General features: G+C 39.1%; 14 protein-coding genes and 1 pseudogene. 5 read left to right on the forward strand and 10 right to left on the reverse strand.

The genetic code is table 11. The annotated features are described in order from the left end of the window. Positions 1–311: 311 nt before the first annotated feature. Positions 312–739, forward strand: a pseudogene (locus RM368_RS14220) (ISKra4 family transposase); the annotation flags it as partial. Here the strand turns inward: RM368_RS14220 and RM368_RS14225 are convergent. From RM368_RS14225 to RM368_RS14270, 10 genes are all read right to left on the reverse strand, one after another. Next, on the reverse strand, positions 730–1,488 hold the full coding sequence (locus tag RM368_RS14225) for a hypothetical protein (protein WP_322694654.1): 759 nt from the start codon (positions 1,486–1,488) through the stop codon (positions 730–732). The pseudogene RM368_RS14220 and the gene RM368_RS14225 overlap by 10 nt on opposite strands. Positions 1,489–1,626: 138 nt before the next feature. Next, positions 1,627–2,490 carry an STM4011 family radical SAM protein gene (locus RM368_RS14230; protein WP_322694655.1) on the reverse strand — a complete coding sequence of 288 codons (864 nt, stop codon included), beginning with the start codon at positions 2,488–2,490 and terminating at the stop codon, positions 1,627–1,629. A gap of 35 nt (positions 2,491–2,525) precedes the next feature. Then, the gene (locus RM368_RS14235; protein WP_322694656.1) at positions 2,526–3,800 is read right to left on the reverse strand and encodes a hypothetical protein; all 1,275 of its coding nucleotides are present in this window, start codon (positions 3,798–3,800) and stop codon (positions 2,526–2,528) included. A gap of 81 nt (positions 3,801–3,881) precedes the next feature. Further along, positions 3,882–5,279, reverse strand: a complete 1,398-nt coding sequence (locus tag RM368_RS14240; protein ID WP_322694657.1) for an STM4012 family radical SAM protein — start codon at positions 5,277–5,279, stop codon at positions 3,882–3,884. Positions 5,280–5,390: 111 nt separating this feature from the next. After that, a complete protein-coding gene (locus tag RM368_RS14245; protein WP_322694658.1) occupies positions 5,391–6,191 on the reverse strand; it encodes an STM4013/SEN3800 family hydrolase in 801 nt (266 codons plus the stop codon). A 1-nt stretch (position 6,192) separates the two neighbouring features. Next, complete coding sequence (locus tag RM368_RS14250; RefSeq protein WP_322694659.1) at positions 6,193–7,368, reverse strand: STM4014 family protein; 1,176 nt, start codon at positions 7,366–7,368, stop codon at positions 6,193–6,195. Positions 7,369–7,429: 61 nt separating this feature from the next. After that, entirely contained in the window at positions 7,430–8,383 is a 954-nt protein-coding gene (locus RM368_RS14255) for a HEAT repeat domain-containing protein (protein ID WP_322694660.1), read from the reverse strand. After that, entirely contained in the window at positions 8,383–9,612 is a 1,230-nt protein-coding gene (locus RM368_RS14260) for a WD40 repeat domain-containing protein (protein WP_322694661.1), read from the reverse strand. Before RM368_RS14260 ends, RM368_RS14255 begins: the two co-directional genes overlap by 1 nt. Positions 9,613–9,686: 74 nt before the next feature. Beyond that, complete coding sequence (locus tag RM368_RS14265; protein ID WP_322694662.1) at positions 9,687–10,916, reverse strand: hypothetical protein; 1,230 nt, start codon at positions 10,914–10,916, stop codon at positions 9,687–9,689. Positions 10,917–10,979: 63 nt separating this feature from the next. Further along, complete coding sequence (locus tag RM368_RS14270) at positions 10,980–12,248, reverse strand: STM4015 family protein (protein WP_322694663.1); 1,269 nt, start codon at positions 12,246–12,248, stop codon at positions 10,980–10,982. Between the two features lie 295 nt (positions 12,249–12,543). On the opposite strand from RM368_RS14270, the gene RM368_RS14275 reads away from it, so the two are divergent. The 4 genes from RM368_RS14275 (at position 12,544) to RM368_RS14290 (ending at position 17,327) form a co-directional block, all read left to right on the forward strand. Further along, a complete protein-coding gene (locus RM368_RS14275) occupies positions 12,544–12,756 on the forward strand; it encodes a DUF2997 domain-containing protein (RefSeq protein ID WP_322694664.1) in 213 nt (70 codons plus the stop codon). An 11-nt stretch (positions 12,757–12,767) separates the two neighbouring features. After that, a complete protein-coding gene (locus RM368_RS14280) occupies positions 12,768–13,427 on the forward strand; it encodes a hypothetical protein (RefSeq protein ID WP_322694665.1) in 660 nt (219 codons plus the stop codon). 119 nt (positions 13,428–13,546) lie between these two features. After that, positions 13,547–15,106, forward strand: coding sequence for an Hsp70 family protein (locus RM368_RS14285; protein ID WP_322694666.1), 1,560 nt, complete (start codon positions 13,547–13,549; stop codon positions 15,104–15,106). A gap of 67 nt (positions 15,107–15,173) precedes the next feature. Next, positions 15,174–17,327: a hypothetical protein gene (locus RM368_RS14290; RefSeq protein ID WP_322694667.1), complete on the forward strand. Its 2,154-nt coding sequence runs from the start codon at positions 15,174–15,176 to the stop codon at positions 17,325–17,327. Positions 17,328–17,371: the final 44 nt, after the last annotated feature.

Consider the following 17,371-nt stretch of genomic DNA (forward strand, 5'->3'; position numbering starts at 1 on the left):
TTCGATACAGCCCCTATTTGTTTCTCTTGCTACTGCAACTTTTTTTACGCGAGTATCGGATTTTGGTTACAAAAGTTTACTTAGCTTTAACAGATTAACGTGAGTTCGACGGGATGAACTGCCAGATGTAGTAAGCAATGGCTATATCGGGAGCATCCCATTTTTGCAGAAATACTGATTCATGAGTGTAGTATGGGGAGAACACAATACTTACTTAAACCATAGGCATGACCCCCGAAGAAAAAGAACGGTTACAAGCAGCAGTAAAAGAAATCGCGGCAATCCTGTATAAAAATACATCACCATTCGAGTTAGAGACCAATGAGTCCTACCAAAATGCCGAATTGGAACTAGAAGCATTAACGGGAGTGAAAGTCGGACATAGCACACTACACCGACTGGTGAGCAGACAGGATCTGCCACAACCATCGGCATTGCAAGCGGTTTCTGAAGTGAGTTTGGACGGGGGTAAGGTGCGGTTGCGAACACCAAAAGGACAAAAATGTGAGTGGCGCGATTATAAAGCGGTACGCTTAGGCAAAATTTATTATGGCACTTTTTTTCATGATCCCCAATCCCTTTTGGATTGGGTTAACTCACAAAGGCTAGTCACCCCATTAGTATGCTTGGGGGATGGACATGATGGTGTTTGGAAATTATTTACTGAAATTGGCAGTTCCTCAACGCGACTAGAGATCCTCGATTGGGGTATCATTTGCGCGAAAACCTTTATAAAGTTTCTTGTACTTGTTCTTCTGCTCTGGCCGAGGCTTCTGTTTGTAACCCAATCCTCAACTCTTGCTCTAGCCTTTCCAATTCCTTCTGGTGCTGTTGTTTGAGTTGGGCGATCGCTTCAACGTATTCTTGGGGGTAAGTTCTTTCAGTGGGGTATGGAACGCTTGAGGCATCTAAATCGGCATTGTTAACCAGTTCCTTACTGCCATCAGCGAAAGTAACAATCTGCTGCCAGTAGTTGGGTGGGTCTGCTTCAATGGTTCCTGATTCTCCATGCCTGTGGTGAGTTGGTGACGTAACCGTGACTGTAGGGGAAGAGGGAACCAGTGGTTCCTGAATTTCGGAAACCATTGGTTCTTCAATTTTAGGAACTACTGGTTCTGTGACTTTCTGGCGTGGAAGGCGAGGAACCACTTTTTGAGCCGCAGCTGCGAAGTCTGATTCGCTGGGGGAGGGGTTTTCAGAGAGTGCGATCGCAACAGCTTGTTTTAGTTTCTCTGGTTCCTTAACCAATCGCAGCAGTGAACGGGCTTGACGTTCGTTTTTGATGTGTTCGCCCAATTCATCGGCTGTGTCCCTAACTTTCTTGGCTCCCAGCAGTTGGTTGATTCTCCGGTAGCCACCCCAGGCGGATAATTCAGCTTGGCAGTATTGCTGGAAGGTTTTATAACCAGCTTCACGGTAAAGTTGCTTTTCCCGCATCTGTAATATTTCGTCCACCGCTTGCCACTCACAGCGGTCAATGGAACCCACAATATCAATTCCAAAGGGTTGGGGTTGGCAGTACCCTCAATGATAATGTGGCTTATTTTTTATTGTAAGGAATCAATAACAGTGTACTTCTTATAGCAATTGTTCATGTCAATAACCTAAAATAATTACCTCATATCCTTACATTTTCATAGGCCATTTATCAGGAATTCTTTCTAAAATACCAGAACCAAATAATTCATCCATCTTTAAATAATCTAGATTAACGTAACCAATATAACAGTGACAAGTTTGGTTGCTACAAGCTCGATTCAACAAAGCTGTTTGCCATTCACTATCATAAATATTGCCAATTGGTTCCTTAATAAAATGACAGCGACGCATTGTACCGTCACCATCAACAGAAATCGCTGATTTCCCAGCCCGGCAAGAATGCCCAAAGCTAGAATAATGATGAGTATTTAATTCATATAACGGGTCGATAGATTGAAAAAAACCCTTGTCTGCTAGCGGTAAATTAGGAAGTTCACCTTTCACAGCATTAATCCACAAATAAATGTGGCTTGGTAACTCCTGGCGTAAAGCGGCTATTTCTGTTTTAAACTTGGGAAAACCGACAACTCCAACGCTAAATTTAACATTTTTAGAATCTAAGTTAAGGCATTTTGCTAAAAAGCGATCGCGTGACACCCATTCTGAATGAAAAGTTGCCCAAAGCGCCAATTTATCTTTGTTACATTCCTCTACCCAATCTAGCTGACAAGAGAGATTAGTTTGAATTGCAGCTTTATTAACATTGGGCAATTGCGTTAATTTTATCAGCGCTTGTTGATACCAAGAATGGATTAGTGCTTCTCCCCAAGGAGTAAAAATAATTGAAAATTGATGTTGGGGATGTTGGGAAATCCAATTGACAAACCGTTCTAAAGATTGTTTATCGATTGCTAATTCGGCGGCTGTTTGTTGGCGTTTGGCAAAGGGGCAATATTCACAGCCGTAGTTGCAGCTGATTAAAGGGCCGCGATAGAGGATAGTGAGGTGCATAGTAATAGTTATTATTCAATATTAGTTAAATTTGATTATTCGGTGGCAGAATAATATCTATATGGTGTTTTTTGTCTGTCGGCAATAACTTTAATATTTAATTGATTAAATTTTTCAATAAGATCACCAGTTAAACAGTTATCACTAATATCAAGAGTATCTAGCTGACGAACAGATAGAGAATTAAGTAAACATTCTGCACCCTCATATCCTAAATTTCCAATTGAAATATCTAGTTCTAGTAAATTTTCAAGAATTTGAGAATCTACTATAGCACAAGCAAGTTCATCTGAACAGTAACAATTACGTAATCCTAAATATTTAAGTTTTGGAAATATATGATGACAATCTGTGATGAATTTAATAACAAAGTCATACACCCAATTACTTGAGTCAAGCCATAATTCAAGGTATTCCAAGGCTGGTAATTCTAGTTGGCAAATTTCATCAAGCACATCATAATGGTAAAATCCATATGATTCGATAATAATTGCTTTTAAATTTTCATGTTTAACTGGAATGAATTGTAGCCCGGTTAAGTATTTATAATACCTCGAAGAACTATTGCAGCGAATCTTTAATACTTCTAATTGTGGATAAGCTAACAAAATATAACTGAAATTACTGTATACAAGTGGCAAGTAACCCAATTCATAATCATTAACATCTCCTATAAATAAAGCTTTAATGTTACTAAGTTGTTCATGAGCATTAAGTAATGCATCCATAACAGGACGGAAAGTGTAATCTTCTAAAGAACCTGTGTACCACAATCCGAATACCAAAGCTTCAATCTGATTAGCAAGAGGACTTTGCAACAATATTTGTAGCTTGTCTACACTACTCATAACGGGTTTTCCATAGCGTTCTGCTGGGATAATCCTTAAAGCGTAAGCTATATCAACTGTGTCACTAATCTTAGTGGTAGGATAAAATTCAATCACTTTCCGGTTAGCGAATGTAGTTGAATAACCACAATAAATGCTGTAGACTTTCTCAAAACTCCTCCAAAATTGGTAATTTTTTAAAGCTAATTCTACTTGCGGGTATTCTATATCCTTTAAAATTTTCAATGCTGCTTTTTGAACTGTTCTAGATTTATTTTTTAAAGCTTCAATTAGCAAATATAATCCTGCATCGCCATAGTTTAATGCTTCACTGACAGATGTAATTCCAACTTCAATATTGGAACTAGATAAGCGCCTTTTAACACCTTCAATCCCACCTAAAACAACACCTTGTACTGGTGGCGGTGCTTCTCCTCCGAGTACTGCATCAAATTCTCCGGGTTGATTTTGATTGCTTGTCATATTTTTCTTAATGGTAGATGTAATGTAAATATGCATAGAAACGTGATTAATCGCTTCTCTACAAATATTTTTGAACCCCTACTATTTCAATTCATAATCCTGCATTAATTCCTGCACTTTCTCAGAAAATAACCACGCGCCAATAGTGTCAGAACGCTCAATGCCAAATTCAGTTAACTGCAAAATATCCTCATCTTTTATCGCCAAATTCAAAGCAAGCAGTTCTGAAAATTCTGGAAAATCAGCGTAAACTTCACTACCAAATTGCTGGCGATAACTAACAAAATTTAATCCTTCATCGGAAAGCAAAGATAACAAAATATACCGCCGACGTTGTTCTTCAGCATTTAGCTGAAAGCCATAGTGCGCGTAGTCAAATGACTCATCTGCTGTTTGAATATATGCTTGTAAAATCTCGCTGATTCCCTTTGCTCCCACTGCATATTCGTTGGAGTAGTGCAAAGTATTGGTGTAGGAACGTGCGCCACAACCTAAACCAATCATCCCGTCTGCTTGACAGCAGTAAACGGGAGAGGGGGGAGATGAGGGAGACAAGGAAGAGGGGGGAGACAAGAGAGAGATATTGCTACCTTGTCTACCTTGTCCCCCTTGTCCCTCTTCCACCCGTCGAAACATCCGCATGGAAACTTGCGTATATCCTTGTGACAATAATAGCGATCGCCCTTCGCGGTAACAAGCTAAACGAATATCGTCCCATTCTTTATCTGTGCGTCCCAAACCTGTTAACGGCCGTACATACAAGGGATACAGATAGATTTCTTCTGGTTGAAAGCGCAAAGCAGTATGTATTGATTGCAACCAAGTATTGATAGTTTGACCGGGTAAACCGTAGATTAGGTCAATATTCAAAGTCGGAAATTCAGCTTCTTTTATCCTTGCCAAAGCTGCTTCTACTTGAGTATTAGATTGACGGCGCTGGGTTGCTAAGACTTCTGACTCGATGAAACTTTGGACACCAATGCTAACACGATCGATAGAGTGCGATCGCAACAGTTTTAACTTCTCCTCAGTTGCGGTTTCTGGTGAAACTTCCACAGAAATGGGAATTTCCTGTAATTTCGCACCCATCGTATTTTCAGCGATATCGAGAACAGTTTCGAGGTGTCCAATGGGTAATTGAGTTGGAGTTCCGCCACCGATAGCAAACCTCGCAAATGACGCATCACCCAACACCGCTTTCATCCGTTGCGCCTGTCGCTGTAACGTGCGGACATATTGACTGATAAAATCTTCATTGTGGCTGACTGTGGTAAACAAGTTGCAGAAACCACAACGCATTTCACAAAACGGTATGTGTATGTAAAGAAATAGCGCCTGTCTATCTTGCTGCGTCCAAAGTTCCGGGAGATATATCGGTGGCGTTAAAGGACGATAAGCTGTTTTGTGGGGATAAGAATAAACGTATGCTTGATACGGAGACTGGGCAATTTTAGATTTGAGATTTTGAATTGTTAGCATAGGATTTAAAAGAAAAAATTAAGTTTCACGCAGAGACGCAGAGACACAGAGAAATTCTTTGCGCCTCTGGTTACTGAGCGAAGTCGAAGTATGCGCCTTTGTGTGAGGTTTTCATAAAATAAACTCTGCATAGGGAACAGTCCAAACAGCAGGATGGCTAAGTCGATGTCCAGTGTAACCATCTTCACCATAAGTTGTCCCGTGGTCGGAACACAGAATGCAAAAAGTAGAATGTCTTTGGCGTATAATATTCCAGAGTTTGGCTAATTGACCATCTACATATTCCAAAGCTGCGGCGTGAGATTCAATGGTGTCGATTTTATCCTTTGGGTTGGGAAGGTAAAAGTAATTTGGTTGATGCAAAGCCGAAATATTGATAAATAAAAATATCCGTTGGTTATGTGGCGTTTTTTCTAAAATTTGTTGCGCTAGATTTACCTGATTTTCTGTAGATTTTGGGTTAGTAACACCTAACTCTGGACTCCAGTAACTTTCAGCAAACATCGAAGGAATTACGTTACCTAAAGGATTGCGTTTGTTAAAAAAACCTACACCACCAATGCAAACTGTATGATATCCCTTAGCAGCTAATCCACTAACAATATTTGAACTATCTAACACACAAGTTTTATCAGTTGTGGTGGTACTTCCTTCAAATCCTAATGCAAAAATCCGGGGGTGAATTCCTGGCGTTATAGGTGTGGGTAAAAAGCCGGCAAAAAAGGCATGATGCGCGGCGTAAGTGAAATTTCCAGGTGAATGCCGTTCTTCCCAGCCTGTTTTAGAGAGTACTTTTTCTAAATTAGGAGTACGTTTTTGTATGAGTAAATTTTTAGCTACGTCATAACGCAGTGTGTCTAGAGTGATAAATAAGATATCATGAGATCCCAAGATTTGATTCATATTAAACATATTAAAAATTTCTCTTTATTCTCTGTGTTCTCTGCGCCTCTGCGGTTCGTTCCAAAACTGCCTTAATTTCACTCGTATAAGTATCCATTCCATTCCATAAAATCCCTGGTAATAAATCCCCAAAAGCATTAATCTCTAAAATCGCATGATTTTTCCAATCTGGTAAAATCAATAAATCAACTCCGCAATACAAACTATTAGGAAATAACGCTGCTGCTTGTTCGCAAGTTCGCTTCATCATCTCCCAATTTTCTGCACCAACTTTTGCTAAAAATTCCTCTGTATCTCCTCGTTCATTCCCTAAATGTAAATTTGTCATCGGACTTTTACCAAGGCGAACAACGATATGCTGTGCTTTCCCATTGATAACCACGACACGCACATCAAAACCGCATCCTTGTAAATGCGCTTTGGGTAGCCATTCTTCAACTTGTACGCCTTCTGCTGTCAAGATATTGATGATATCGGCGATTTCTTCGCGGCGGGTGTAGTGGCTAATTTTTCGGGAGTTGTAAAGCAGAGTTTCGCCATTTTCTCGCACTCGTTCTACGGTGGTAATGGCTGATTCAAAACGGGAATTTGCGCGATAAGCAACAACTCCAGAAGCGGCGGAACCGTGGGAAAGTTTGACGAATACTCGTTCTATTCCCTGGGTTTGCATTTGTTCGCGCAAATGTTCGTAGTTGTGAATTTTACCTAGAGAACGAGGAACAGGGATATTATGATGGCTGAATCTTTCGTGACAGGCTGGTTTGTCAAACATCACAGCAATATCTTGCGGATGGTTCATGAAGTCACCCAAAAGAGGAGTAAGTTGAGATTCCCATTTTTGCAAGAGATATCGCCAGCCTAAATACCACTGTCGCGGGTAAAGGATGCGTCCTTTATCGAATTCTAATTCTATAGCTTTGCTAGGACTGATACGTTGATGTTGTCCGTTATCTGATACATTGAAACCTGCGGCGATGATGGCTTTATCGATATCAAAGTTCTTTTCTGGAGAATCGAAGCGGATAATGGTGTTGGGTGCGTTGAATTGTTCGAGGGTTTGTTTACCGGAAATTAAGTCTGCGTAATCTATTACGGTAGCTGGTGGTAAGTTGAAATGAGTTAGTGCTTGTTGGAGGAAACCGACACGGCGATTTTCAGGGTTGGCGATGAGGATGAAGTTTAGCATTTTATGATATATTCTTTATTCGTGGAGTGCAGAATAGCGATCGGCAAATTCAGATTCTTCATTACTCATGCAAAGCAGAGTATCGCGATCCTCCACATCCTCTCTCGATTTCATCCTCTTGATCGTCTGCAATCACCTGACAATTAAGCTGTAACAATTGCTGAACCATACTTGCTGATACGCAATTGTTAGAAATGTTGAGGGTATGAAGTTGATTTATCGCTGGACAATTTAACAAAACTTTTGCTCCATAATCGCTTAAATTTCCCTTTGATAAATCAAGCACTAAAAGACGTTCAATAATTGGTGACTGCACTATTGTCTCTGCAAGCAGATCAGAAAATTCACTGCTACGAAGTCCCAAATAAGCCAACTTGGAAAATTTTTCACCACCTAAAATTGGCGTTAATACATCCATAACAAATGTTGAGTGATATAGCTGTCTACCAAACCATAATTCTAGGTATTCTAAATTTGGTAATTCCAAAGCGCAAATTTGAGCAAAATTGTCAGAATTAATATCTGCTGTTTCTATAATTAGTGTTTTGAGATTTTCATGCTTGAAAGATTCGCATTCTAAGAGGTACTGATAAAATTGACCTCGGACTTTTAGTAATTGCAAGTTAGGAAATGCTTCTAAAATCGGACGAATATCAAAAATTGCGAGTTTGGATTTGCGATATTCGTGTTGTTCTGTGTCTCCGATAAATAATGCTTGCAGATTTGGCAGTTGTTCGCAAGCATCACAGATGGCTTCTAAGACAATTCCAAATGAAGTATTATCATTAGAGTAACTATATCCTATTTTGCAAATCAAAGCTTGAAGTTGAATAATTTGAGTATCTTGCAAGAGCCTATTAAAAGGTTCTAAATTTATACTTTGGCTGCGATTTTCTGTTTGAAACTGAATCGCATACGCATAACTTATAGGGTCTGTAATACCAACTTGAGGATTAAATTCTTGGTATTTCCAATTTTCTAGTTTAATAAAAAATTGATTATAACTCTCTGACATTAAAACCTCCATACCTTTACTTTGTGATCTACACCACCGCTTACCAATGTTTGCCCATCGGGACTAAGTGCTAATGAACGAATTAATCCTGTATGTGCTGAAAATGAAAATATTTTCTTACCTGAAGTTACATCCCAAACTTTAATATTTTGGTCGCCAGCAGTTAAAAAAGTTTGACTGTTAGGACTGAATACAATAGAACGCACCCAGTCAGCATGACCATAAAAAGAAAATAATTGTTTTCCGGTTTGCATATCCCAAATTTTGATTCTTTGGTCACTACCACTAACCAAATAATGCCCATTTGGACTAATTGCTAGGGAACGAATTGACTGTGAATGTCCTTGAATTTTCCAAATTTCACGTCTAGAATTTATGTCCCAAATTCTAATATCTTTATCTTCGCCTCCACTGATTAACAATTTGCCATCAGGAGATACGCAAAGAGCATAAATTGAGCGATAATGCCCTTCTAAAGTAGCAATTTTTTCACCCCAATTCCAACCCCAAACTTTAATACGTCCATTCCCATCTGCACTAAAAAAGCTTTCTCCATTAGGGTGTATAGGCAAAGCATAAATTAGAGTTGAATGCTTGCTTAATTTACCCAGATATTTACCCTTACTTATATCCCAAAGCATGATAACTTTATCTGCCCCAGCACTAACCATATTTTTTCCATCAGGACTAATGGCTATCCAATTAATATCCCCAATGTGATGATGATTAAAGCGCAAATCAAATTTTTCTTCTCCTGTTTCTAAATTCCAAACCTTTGGCGAATTGATACTTTGATGGCGGTTATCACCTGCACTACATACTAAAGTTTTGCCGTCTGGGCTAATAGCTAGAGAATGAACTTGTGGATAATATGCTTGTAATGTCCGATCGCACCGAAAAAACTCATAAATATTAAACTCTTGCAGTGCTTGTTTTACAGATGCTTCAGGACGCGATGTCTGCGACGGGCTACGCCTACGCAAAATATTATAAGCTGATAATCTAACCTGTCCTGATTGATTATGTAAGGCTTTAATTACTATCTCTAAACCTGCATCGCCATAATTCAACGCCTCAGAAAGTGCCGAAACTTGCGCCTCAAGCACCGAACTTTGCAACCGATTTTGTACGCCCTCAAGTCCTCCCAAAACCACACCGCTAACAGGAGGAGGTAGTTCTCCACCAAGCACTGCATCATATTCTCTAGGTTGATTTCGATTGTTGTTCATCTTGGATTGTATATCGTTTATATTTTTATATTCGCTACTTTGATAGATTGACAAATGATGATTTTAGCTTTAGTTTATTCCCAGACTGAGTAATAGCGATCGCTAAACTGAGAATCTGCAATTATTCGACATTTCAAGTTTGAAAGTTGCTCAATTGCACTTTTATGTAAACGATTTCCAGAAACATTGAGAGTGTACAGACAATTAACTGCTGAAGACTTTAATAAAACATCACCATTACTTATATTTCCATCTGTTAATTCAAGTATTCTCAAATTTTTCATAATTGGAGAATTAACAATAGCCTGAGCAACCTCGCTCATATTTCCGCATTTCCTGATTGCTAAATACGCTAAATTAGGGAAAGAATTACCCAAAAGCACAGGAGTTAAACTAGCTATATTAATATTGCTTAAATTGCTTCTACTTAGCCATAATTCAAAGTATTCTAGAGAAGGTAAATTTAATTTACAAATTTTCGCAAGATTATCATCAGATATACCATCCGCATCAACAATCAAAGTTTTTAATCTCTCATGTCTTAAAAGCTTAATTGGAATAGGAGAATTATTTTGTTGCTTACGAACTTGTAGGATATTGAGTTCATGTTTGAGAATATTTTCCTCAAGCATTCGTCCGCGTATGTGAAGTAATTCTAAATTAGGATAGGCTTTTAATAGAGGGTGAATACTCCAGACTATCATGCTTGAATTCCTGTATCTCATATTTGTGATATTGTTGATATCACCAATTAATAAGGCTTTCAAATTCGTCAATAATCCACTAGCATTAACAAGTCTGTTAGTAATTTTCTTAAAAGCTGTTTGACAACTTTTAGGTTTGTAGTTGATTTCACATTTTATTGCTTCTATATATTTGGCTTGTGAATTACTAAATAAACGCAATAATTCATATTCACTATATACACGATATGCTCTACCTATTGGATCATCAATACTAACATGATGATTTACTCTCCAATCTTCAAATGTCGTTAAAACTAACCAAGGGTTATAATCTAGTAATGCTTGTTTGCCTTTAATACCAGCTTTGCGTAGTAACCAAATCGCACAATTATGTATTTCTTCTGAAGGTTCATGTAACGCTTTAATAATTAAATTAACCCCTTCGTCACCATATTTAACTGCATCTTCAAGGGCTGCAATTCTGATTTCAGAATCTTCGTTATTGAGACGATTTTTTACTCCCTCAATTCCTCCCAAAACTACAGCATAATTTCGATTTTGCGCCTCTCCACCAAGTACTGCATCAAATTCTCCGGGTTGATTTTGATTATTATTCATCTAAGATTTCCTAAATTTATTAGATTCATATTTAAAATTAGACACGGTACACCTAGCGATAAATTACTCGGCTACAGAACAATAGCGACCATGAATGTAGCTATCATCATCTTCCTCTTTCTGATTACTTGCCAAAACACGCACATCCAAACCAGATAATTTCTCAATCATTTCCTGAGACAAAAAGCTTTCTGAAACATTGAGAATGTCAAGATAATTGATAGCCTCACAATTCAGCAATTCTTCAGCACCTGTATCACTCAACGTTCCCATCGACAGGTCAAGTACGCTGATAGAATTAATAATTGGAGAAGTCACAATAGCACTGACTATTTCATCAGTAAATTGACTATTGCGTAAACCTAAATAAGTTAAGTTGGGAAACTTATCTTCAAAAATAATCGGATGTATATCTTCAATCCAACAGTCTCCACCGTAATCTTCACTGCCAAACCATAATTCTAAATGTTCTAATGCTGGCAGATTCATATTACAAATTTGTGCGACGGTATCCCGACTTAATCCCCCAGTTTCTACAATTAAAGCTTTGAGGCGATTGTGCCGTACTGGTGGACTAAAATGTAAACCGTCGCCACCACGAACTTGCAAAATTTCGAGTTTGGGATAAGCCCGTAAAACAGGACTTATATCACTTTGTCTAATCCAAGAAATCTCGAATTCATCAGAAGCAATATCACCGATAAAAACAGCTTTGAGACTTGTTAAATATTCTCTTGCATTAACTAAAGCTGCTATAACGTTACTTGAATCTACATTTTCAGCTGCTTCTGCCCATAAACCTAAAACTAAGACTTCTAATTTTTGGACGTTATGTTGTTCCTGAAGTTTATTTATTTTACTGGGTAAGTCATCATCATATTCATAATGCTCGCATCTAAGTGCGTAAGCTTTTTTGCTAGGTTCAGTAATATTTACATTTGCATCAAGTTCTACAACTTGCCGATTAGCAAATTGAGTAGCATTATTTCCTTTATACCCTTGATACTCGTTAAATCTTTCTTCCAAATTCCAAGGTTTATATGTTTGCAAAGCTTGTATAACTTGCGGTTCTACTCTTTGTTTTAATAGTCGATAAGCAAAACGCTGTACTAATTTCGATTTATCTTGCAACGCTTGAATCAAAATATCCAATCCTGCATTACCATATTTCAAAGCTTCGCTAAGTGCAGCAATTCGCACATTAGCTACAGGATTTGATAAACAACGCTTAATTCCCTCAATTCCTCCAAGAACAACTCCATCTATAGGAGGCGGCGATTGTCCACCAAGTACAGCATCATAATCTCTGGGTTGATTTTGATTGTCAGTCATGTTGCTTTACCTTTCAAGTCTTAATTAGGGTTCCCAAAAACTTTGTTCCAAGCTTGCTCAAGTTGCGATCGCCCATAATTTGTAACAATTAACACACTCATAATCTTGACTCGTTTCTTTGAGGCTTGTGTAATCTCATCAAAAATAGTACATTTGTTTTACTAAATTAGTAAAGCCCTTACACATTTATTTGTTTGTGCTAATGCCAGATGGTAATTGCAGTTAACTAGCAAAAGTGATACAACGGAATAACTGCGTATTGCTTGAAAACCTTGAAAATATAGATATTTTATTTATGGCTGAGTATCAAAAAATTGAGTATCGCATCGGTAAAGATGGAAAAATTACGGAAACGGTGATTGGTGCTTCTGGCACAAGTTGTACCAACACAACATCTGGAATTGAAGATGCATTGGGAGACGTAGAAACTCAAGAACTGCTTCCTGAATATTACGAGGGAGAAGAAAACGTGACAGGAACAGAACAACAGTCTCTCAAACAACAATAGGAGAGATACAAATGCTTGCAGACATCATCTCAGACATCCACGGAAGCGGAATGTTTTCTCTGGAAAGTATTTTAGCGATCGCAATCGGATTTTTGGCGTTACTTTTGATTATTCCAGTAATTAACGCTGCGATCGCTTCTCAACTAAACAAGCGAATTGATAAGTTAGAGTTGGCGCGATCGCAAATTAAATTATTAGAAGACGAACTCCAAGCATCTCAACAAAAATACTTAGAATTAGAGCAAAAAATACAGCAACTTATTTCTGAAAAAGCCGCATTGCATCAAGAAGGTGTGCGACTCCATGAAGAGTTGCAACAGCAACGTCTACAACTAACAGAAGAATTTCGCACTTCCACATTTGAGCAATTGCAGACATTGTTAACAAACTATCCCAGCATCCACCAAATGGTGAGTGTTAAACCAGAATTGCCCGTAAAAAATCTGCTTTCGATGTTTACTCCTCTAGATAATCTTCTTAGTAAATGGGGTTACGAACAGATAGGCAAACCTTGGCAACAAGTCCCTTATAATTCCCAACTCCATCAACCAGACAATGCTGATATTACCGAAGGTGAATTAGTTTACATTCGATTTATTGGCTATCAGCATCAAGGAAGAATTCTTTGCCCTGCTAAGGTTAGCCGGAGTTTGCCGGGAGGGGGGAAGTAGGAAGATGAGGGGCAGGGGAAGCAGGGGAGGTAGGGGAGGCAGGGGGAGAATAACCAATGCCCAATGCCCAATGCCCAATGCCCAATGACAAATGACAAATGACAAATGACCAATAACTAATGACTACAGTAATAATTGATTTTGGTACTAGCAATACTGTTGTTTGTACGACTGATTTGATTACGCAAAAACCACGGACGTTGCGATTTGATTCGATGTCGCGGCGGTTCGAGGTTGGGGGCGAACAAGTTAGCGTGGTGCCGAGTTTGGTGTTTGTGGAAGGGCAAAATAGCATTTTGTTTGGTGAATCTGTACGTGCCAAACGCTTGGGGTTTGCCCAGCCGGAACGCAGTTTTCGTGCTTTCAAACGCGATTTAGCAGCAGATTTTGTGCCGCCTCCCCGACTTTTGGATGGTAATAGTTATAGTGCGGAGATTATTTCCGAACTGTTTTTGTTAGAAATTTGGCAACAAATTGAACAGCAATTGCAGCCAAGCCACGTAATCTTTACCGTTCCTGTAGGTGCATTTGAGCGATATCTTGATTGGTTTCGCAATTTAGCCGATAAGCTAAATATTCCCGCAGTGCAAATTGTCGATGAATCAACAGCCGCCGCCCTTGGTTATGCCATTAAGCGTCCTGGTACTGTGGTTTTGGTAATCGATTTTGGTGGCGGAACGTTGGATTTAAGTTTAGTACGGACTGTCAGCGTCGCTTCCGAACAGCAAGCAGTACGCGCTGAAGTTCTTGCTAAATCTGATGCTTTTATTGGCGGTGTAGATATCGATAATTGGATTGTTGAACATTATCTGCAAAAAATCGGTTCCTCCCGCGCTGAAGTAGGAGAAATCGGTTTTATGAATTTATTGGAAGTAGCAGAAAGGGTAAAAATTCAACTTTCGACAACAGATGAGGCTAAAGAAGCTTGGTTTGATGATGAAAATTTTATGTCCCATGAATTGCAGTTACATCGGGACGATTTAGGCGAAATTTTAGAAAATCAACAATTATTAGAACAGTTAAGACAAGCGATAGATGAAGTATTAGCGATCGCCCTTTCCAAAGGTATCGCTAAATCTGCCATCGAACAGGTTTTATTAGTCGGCGGTACTTGTCAAATTCCGGCGATTCAACAACTAGTAATTTCCTATTTCGGCAAACAAAAAGTTAAATTAGATAAACCCTTTGAAGCTGTGGCACATGGCGCATTAGCATTAAGCGAAATGACAGCAGTTGATGATTACCTGCGCCACAGTTACGCGATTCGGCTTTGGGAACCCCACAGCAAAACTTATTCTTATTTTACCTTGATTGAAAAAGGAGCAAAGTATCCAGGGGCGCGTTCTGAAGCTTTAACTTTGCAAGTAGCCACCGAAGGACAGCGAGAAATTCGCCTTGATATTGGCGAAGTTGCAGAAGTTTCGCAAGCAGAAGTTTCTTACGATGTTCAAGGCAGAATGACGAGTAGCCAGTTAATAAAACAAGATAGCTATCGTTCATTAGAAACTCATCATCAACAAGTATGTGTCGCCCATCTCGAACCGCCAGGACAAACAGGAGTAGACAGAATACAAGCACAATTTGAAGTCAACGAACAACGGGTATTAGTAGTAACTGTAAAAGATTTAGTGACGGGGAAAATGTTAGTAGAAAGGGGGGCGATCGCCAAACTCAAATAATCTTCTCTCTGCGTCCTCTGCGCCTCGGCGGTTCGTTAAAAAAATTACCGTAATTTGGTAAATTGCAATGCCAGAAAATCAGAATCTACCTAGAGAATATGATGCTGTGTTAGGTGGCCAAGTTACACCACCTGTTGCTGGCGTTGTTTTAGGTGGGATAGATGCTGTTAAACAGCGTTTAGCTAGTGTATCTTTTGAACAAAGAATTACAGCGCTAGAAAATGCACTCAAGTATGGAGAAGCAGCTTTAGAATTACTAATTCAGTCCTTGACAGATGTATCACCAGAAGTACAGCAAACTGCTGAAAATTTGCTTTTCCCGCATCGCACAAAACCAAGAGTAAAACAAGCACTGCGCGAGTATAATCCTTGGCTACTTTTTGAATGTCTGCAAACAATCAGTGGACACACAAATGTTGTTAATAACGTAGTCATCAGTCCCGATGGAGAAACTATTTTTAGTTGCAGTGTTGACAACACAATTAGACTATGGAGTTTATCACAAAGAAAGGAAATCTATACTTTGCAAGGACATTCCAGAGGCGTAAATTCTATTGCTATTCATCCTAATGGGCGGATTCTTGCAAGTGGTAGTTACGATCAGACGATTAAACTTTGGGATGTCCAGACAAAACAGGAACTCCGTACACTCACAGCACACTCTGGTGGAGTTCAGGCGATAGCTATTAGTCCAGATGGCCGAACTTTGATCGGTGGTTGTGCAGACAATACTGTTAAGGTATGGGATTTGCAGACGGGAAATTTACTTCGTACTTTATATGGTCATTCAGATTGTGTTTATGCTGTTACTTTTCACCCTGATGGACAAACTATTGTTAGTAAAAGTGCTGATGTAACTCTCAAGCTATGGTGTTTTCAGACAGGACAGGAACTTTACACCCTCCCTACTGGGTGTTCAAGTGGGAGTAAATCTTTAACTTTTAGCCCCGATGGACAGACCTTAGTTAGTGCTTGTAATGAAACAATAAAGCTGTGGAATTGGTCAACAAAACAAGAAGTTGCCATTTTGTCAGGACATTCAGACTGGGTTAAATCTCTTACCTTCAGCCCGGATGAACAAACTCTTATTAGTGGTAGTGCTGACAAGACTATTAAAGTATGGGATTTACAGACTAAACAAGAAATCTATACCTTTGAAGGACATCAAGGATGGGTTAAAGATGTTGCTATTAGTCCTGATGGGCAAATATTAGTTAGTGGTAGTCATGATAAGACCGTCAGGGTATGGAATATTCAGACAGGAAAGCAAGTTCATAGTTACGAGGGGCATCGTTCTAAAGTTAAATCTATCGCCATTAGTCCTGATGGGCAAACATTTTGTAGTGGGGGTAGTAGTGATCTTGTAAAGAAAAACGGTGAAGTCACAAAACTTTGGGATTTAAGAACAGGTTATCTCATAAAAAATCTCGTTGGGCATTCAGACTATATTCAGTCCGTTGTTTTCAGTCCTGATGGGCAAAGCGTTTTTACTAGTTGCCGAGAAACAATCAAATTGTGGAATTTGCAGACAGGTACACAAAAAGATATTCTCTCTTTTGCTACTCATAAAAACGATGCTGATTCTTCCTCCGAAATCAACCTTTTGCCTCCTATGTCAGCAACTGCTAGCTTTGCTATTAGTCCTGATGGTCACTTGCTGGCTTGTAGCATTACTAAACAACGAATGATTTTAGTCTGCGACTTACAAACACAACAGGAACTGCGTACCCTGAAAAAACCTCATCATAGTACCCATAGTCATTGTCTCGCTATTACACCAAATAAACAAATTCTTGTAGATGCTAATGATGTCAATCGCATTGATATATGGAATTTGGAGACAGGAGAACTAATGCGTACCCTAAAAGCGCATTCTCAGCGTGTTAACTCCATTGCAATTAGCCCAGATGGAGAAACTTTGGTTAGTGGCGATAGCGACAGCATTATTAAAGTTTGGGTTTTGCGTACAGGAGAAGAAAAATTTACCATAAATGCCCATTCTGGTAGAATTTCTTGTGTTGCTATCAGTCCAGATGGGCAGAATTTGATTAGTAGTTGCGGGGATTGCACAATCAAAGTATGGGACTTACAGACAGGACGGGGAAAAGCCATTTTCAACGGACATACAGATGCGGTTAGTTCTGTCGCTATTAGCACTGATGGGCAAACTCTTGTTAGCGGTAGTGTAGATGGGACTATTAAAATCTGGAGAATGCCATAAGGGTAGAAAAAAGTGCGATCGCCTCACCTCAGTGATTGGGAATA

The organism is Nostoc sp. DedSLP03, assembly GCF_034530815.1.
Lineage (GTDB): Bacteria > Cyanobacteriota > Cyanobacteriia > Cyanobacteriales > Nostocaceae > Nostoc.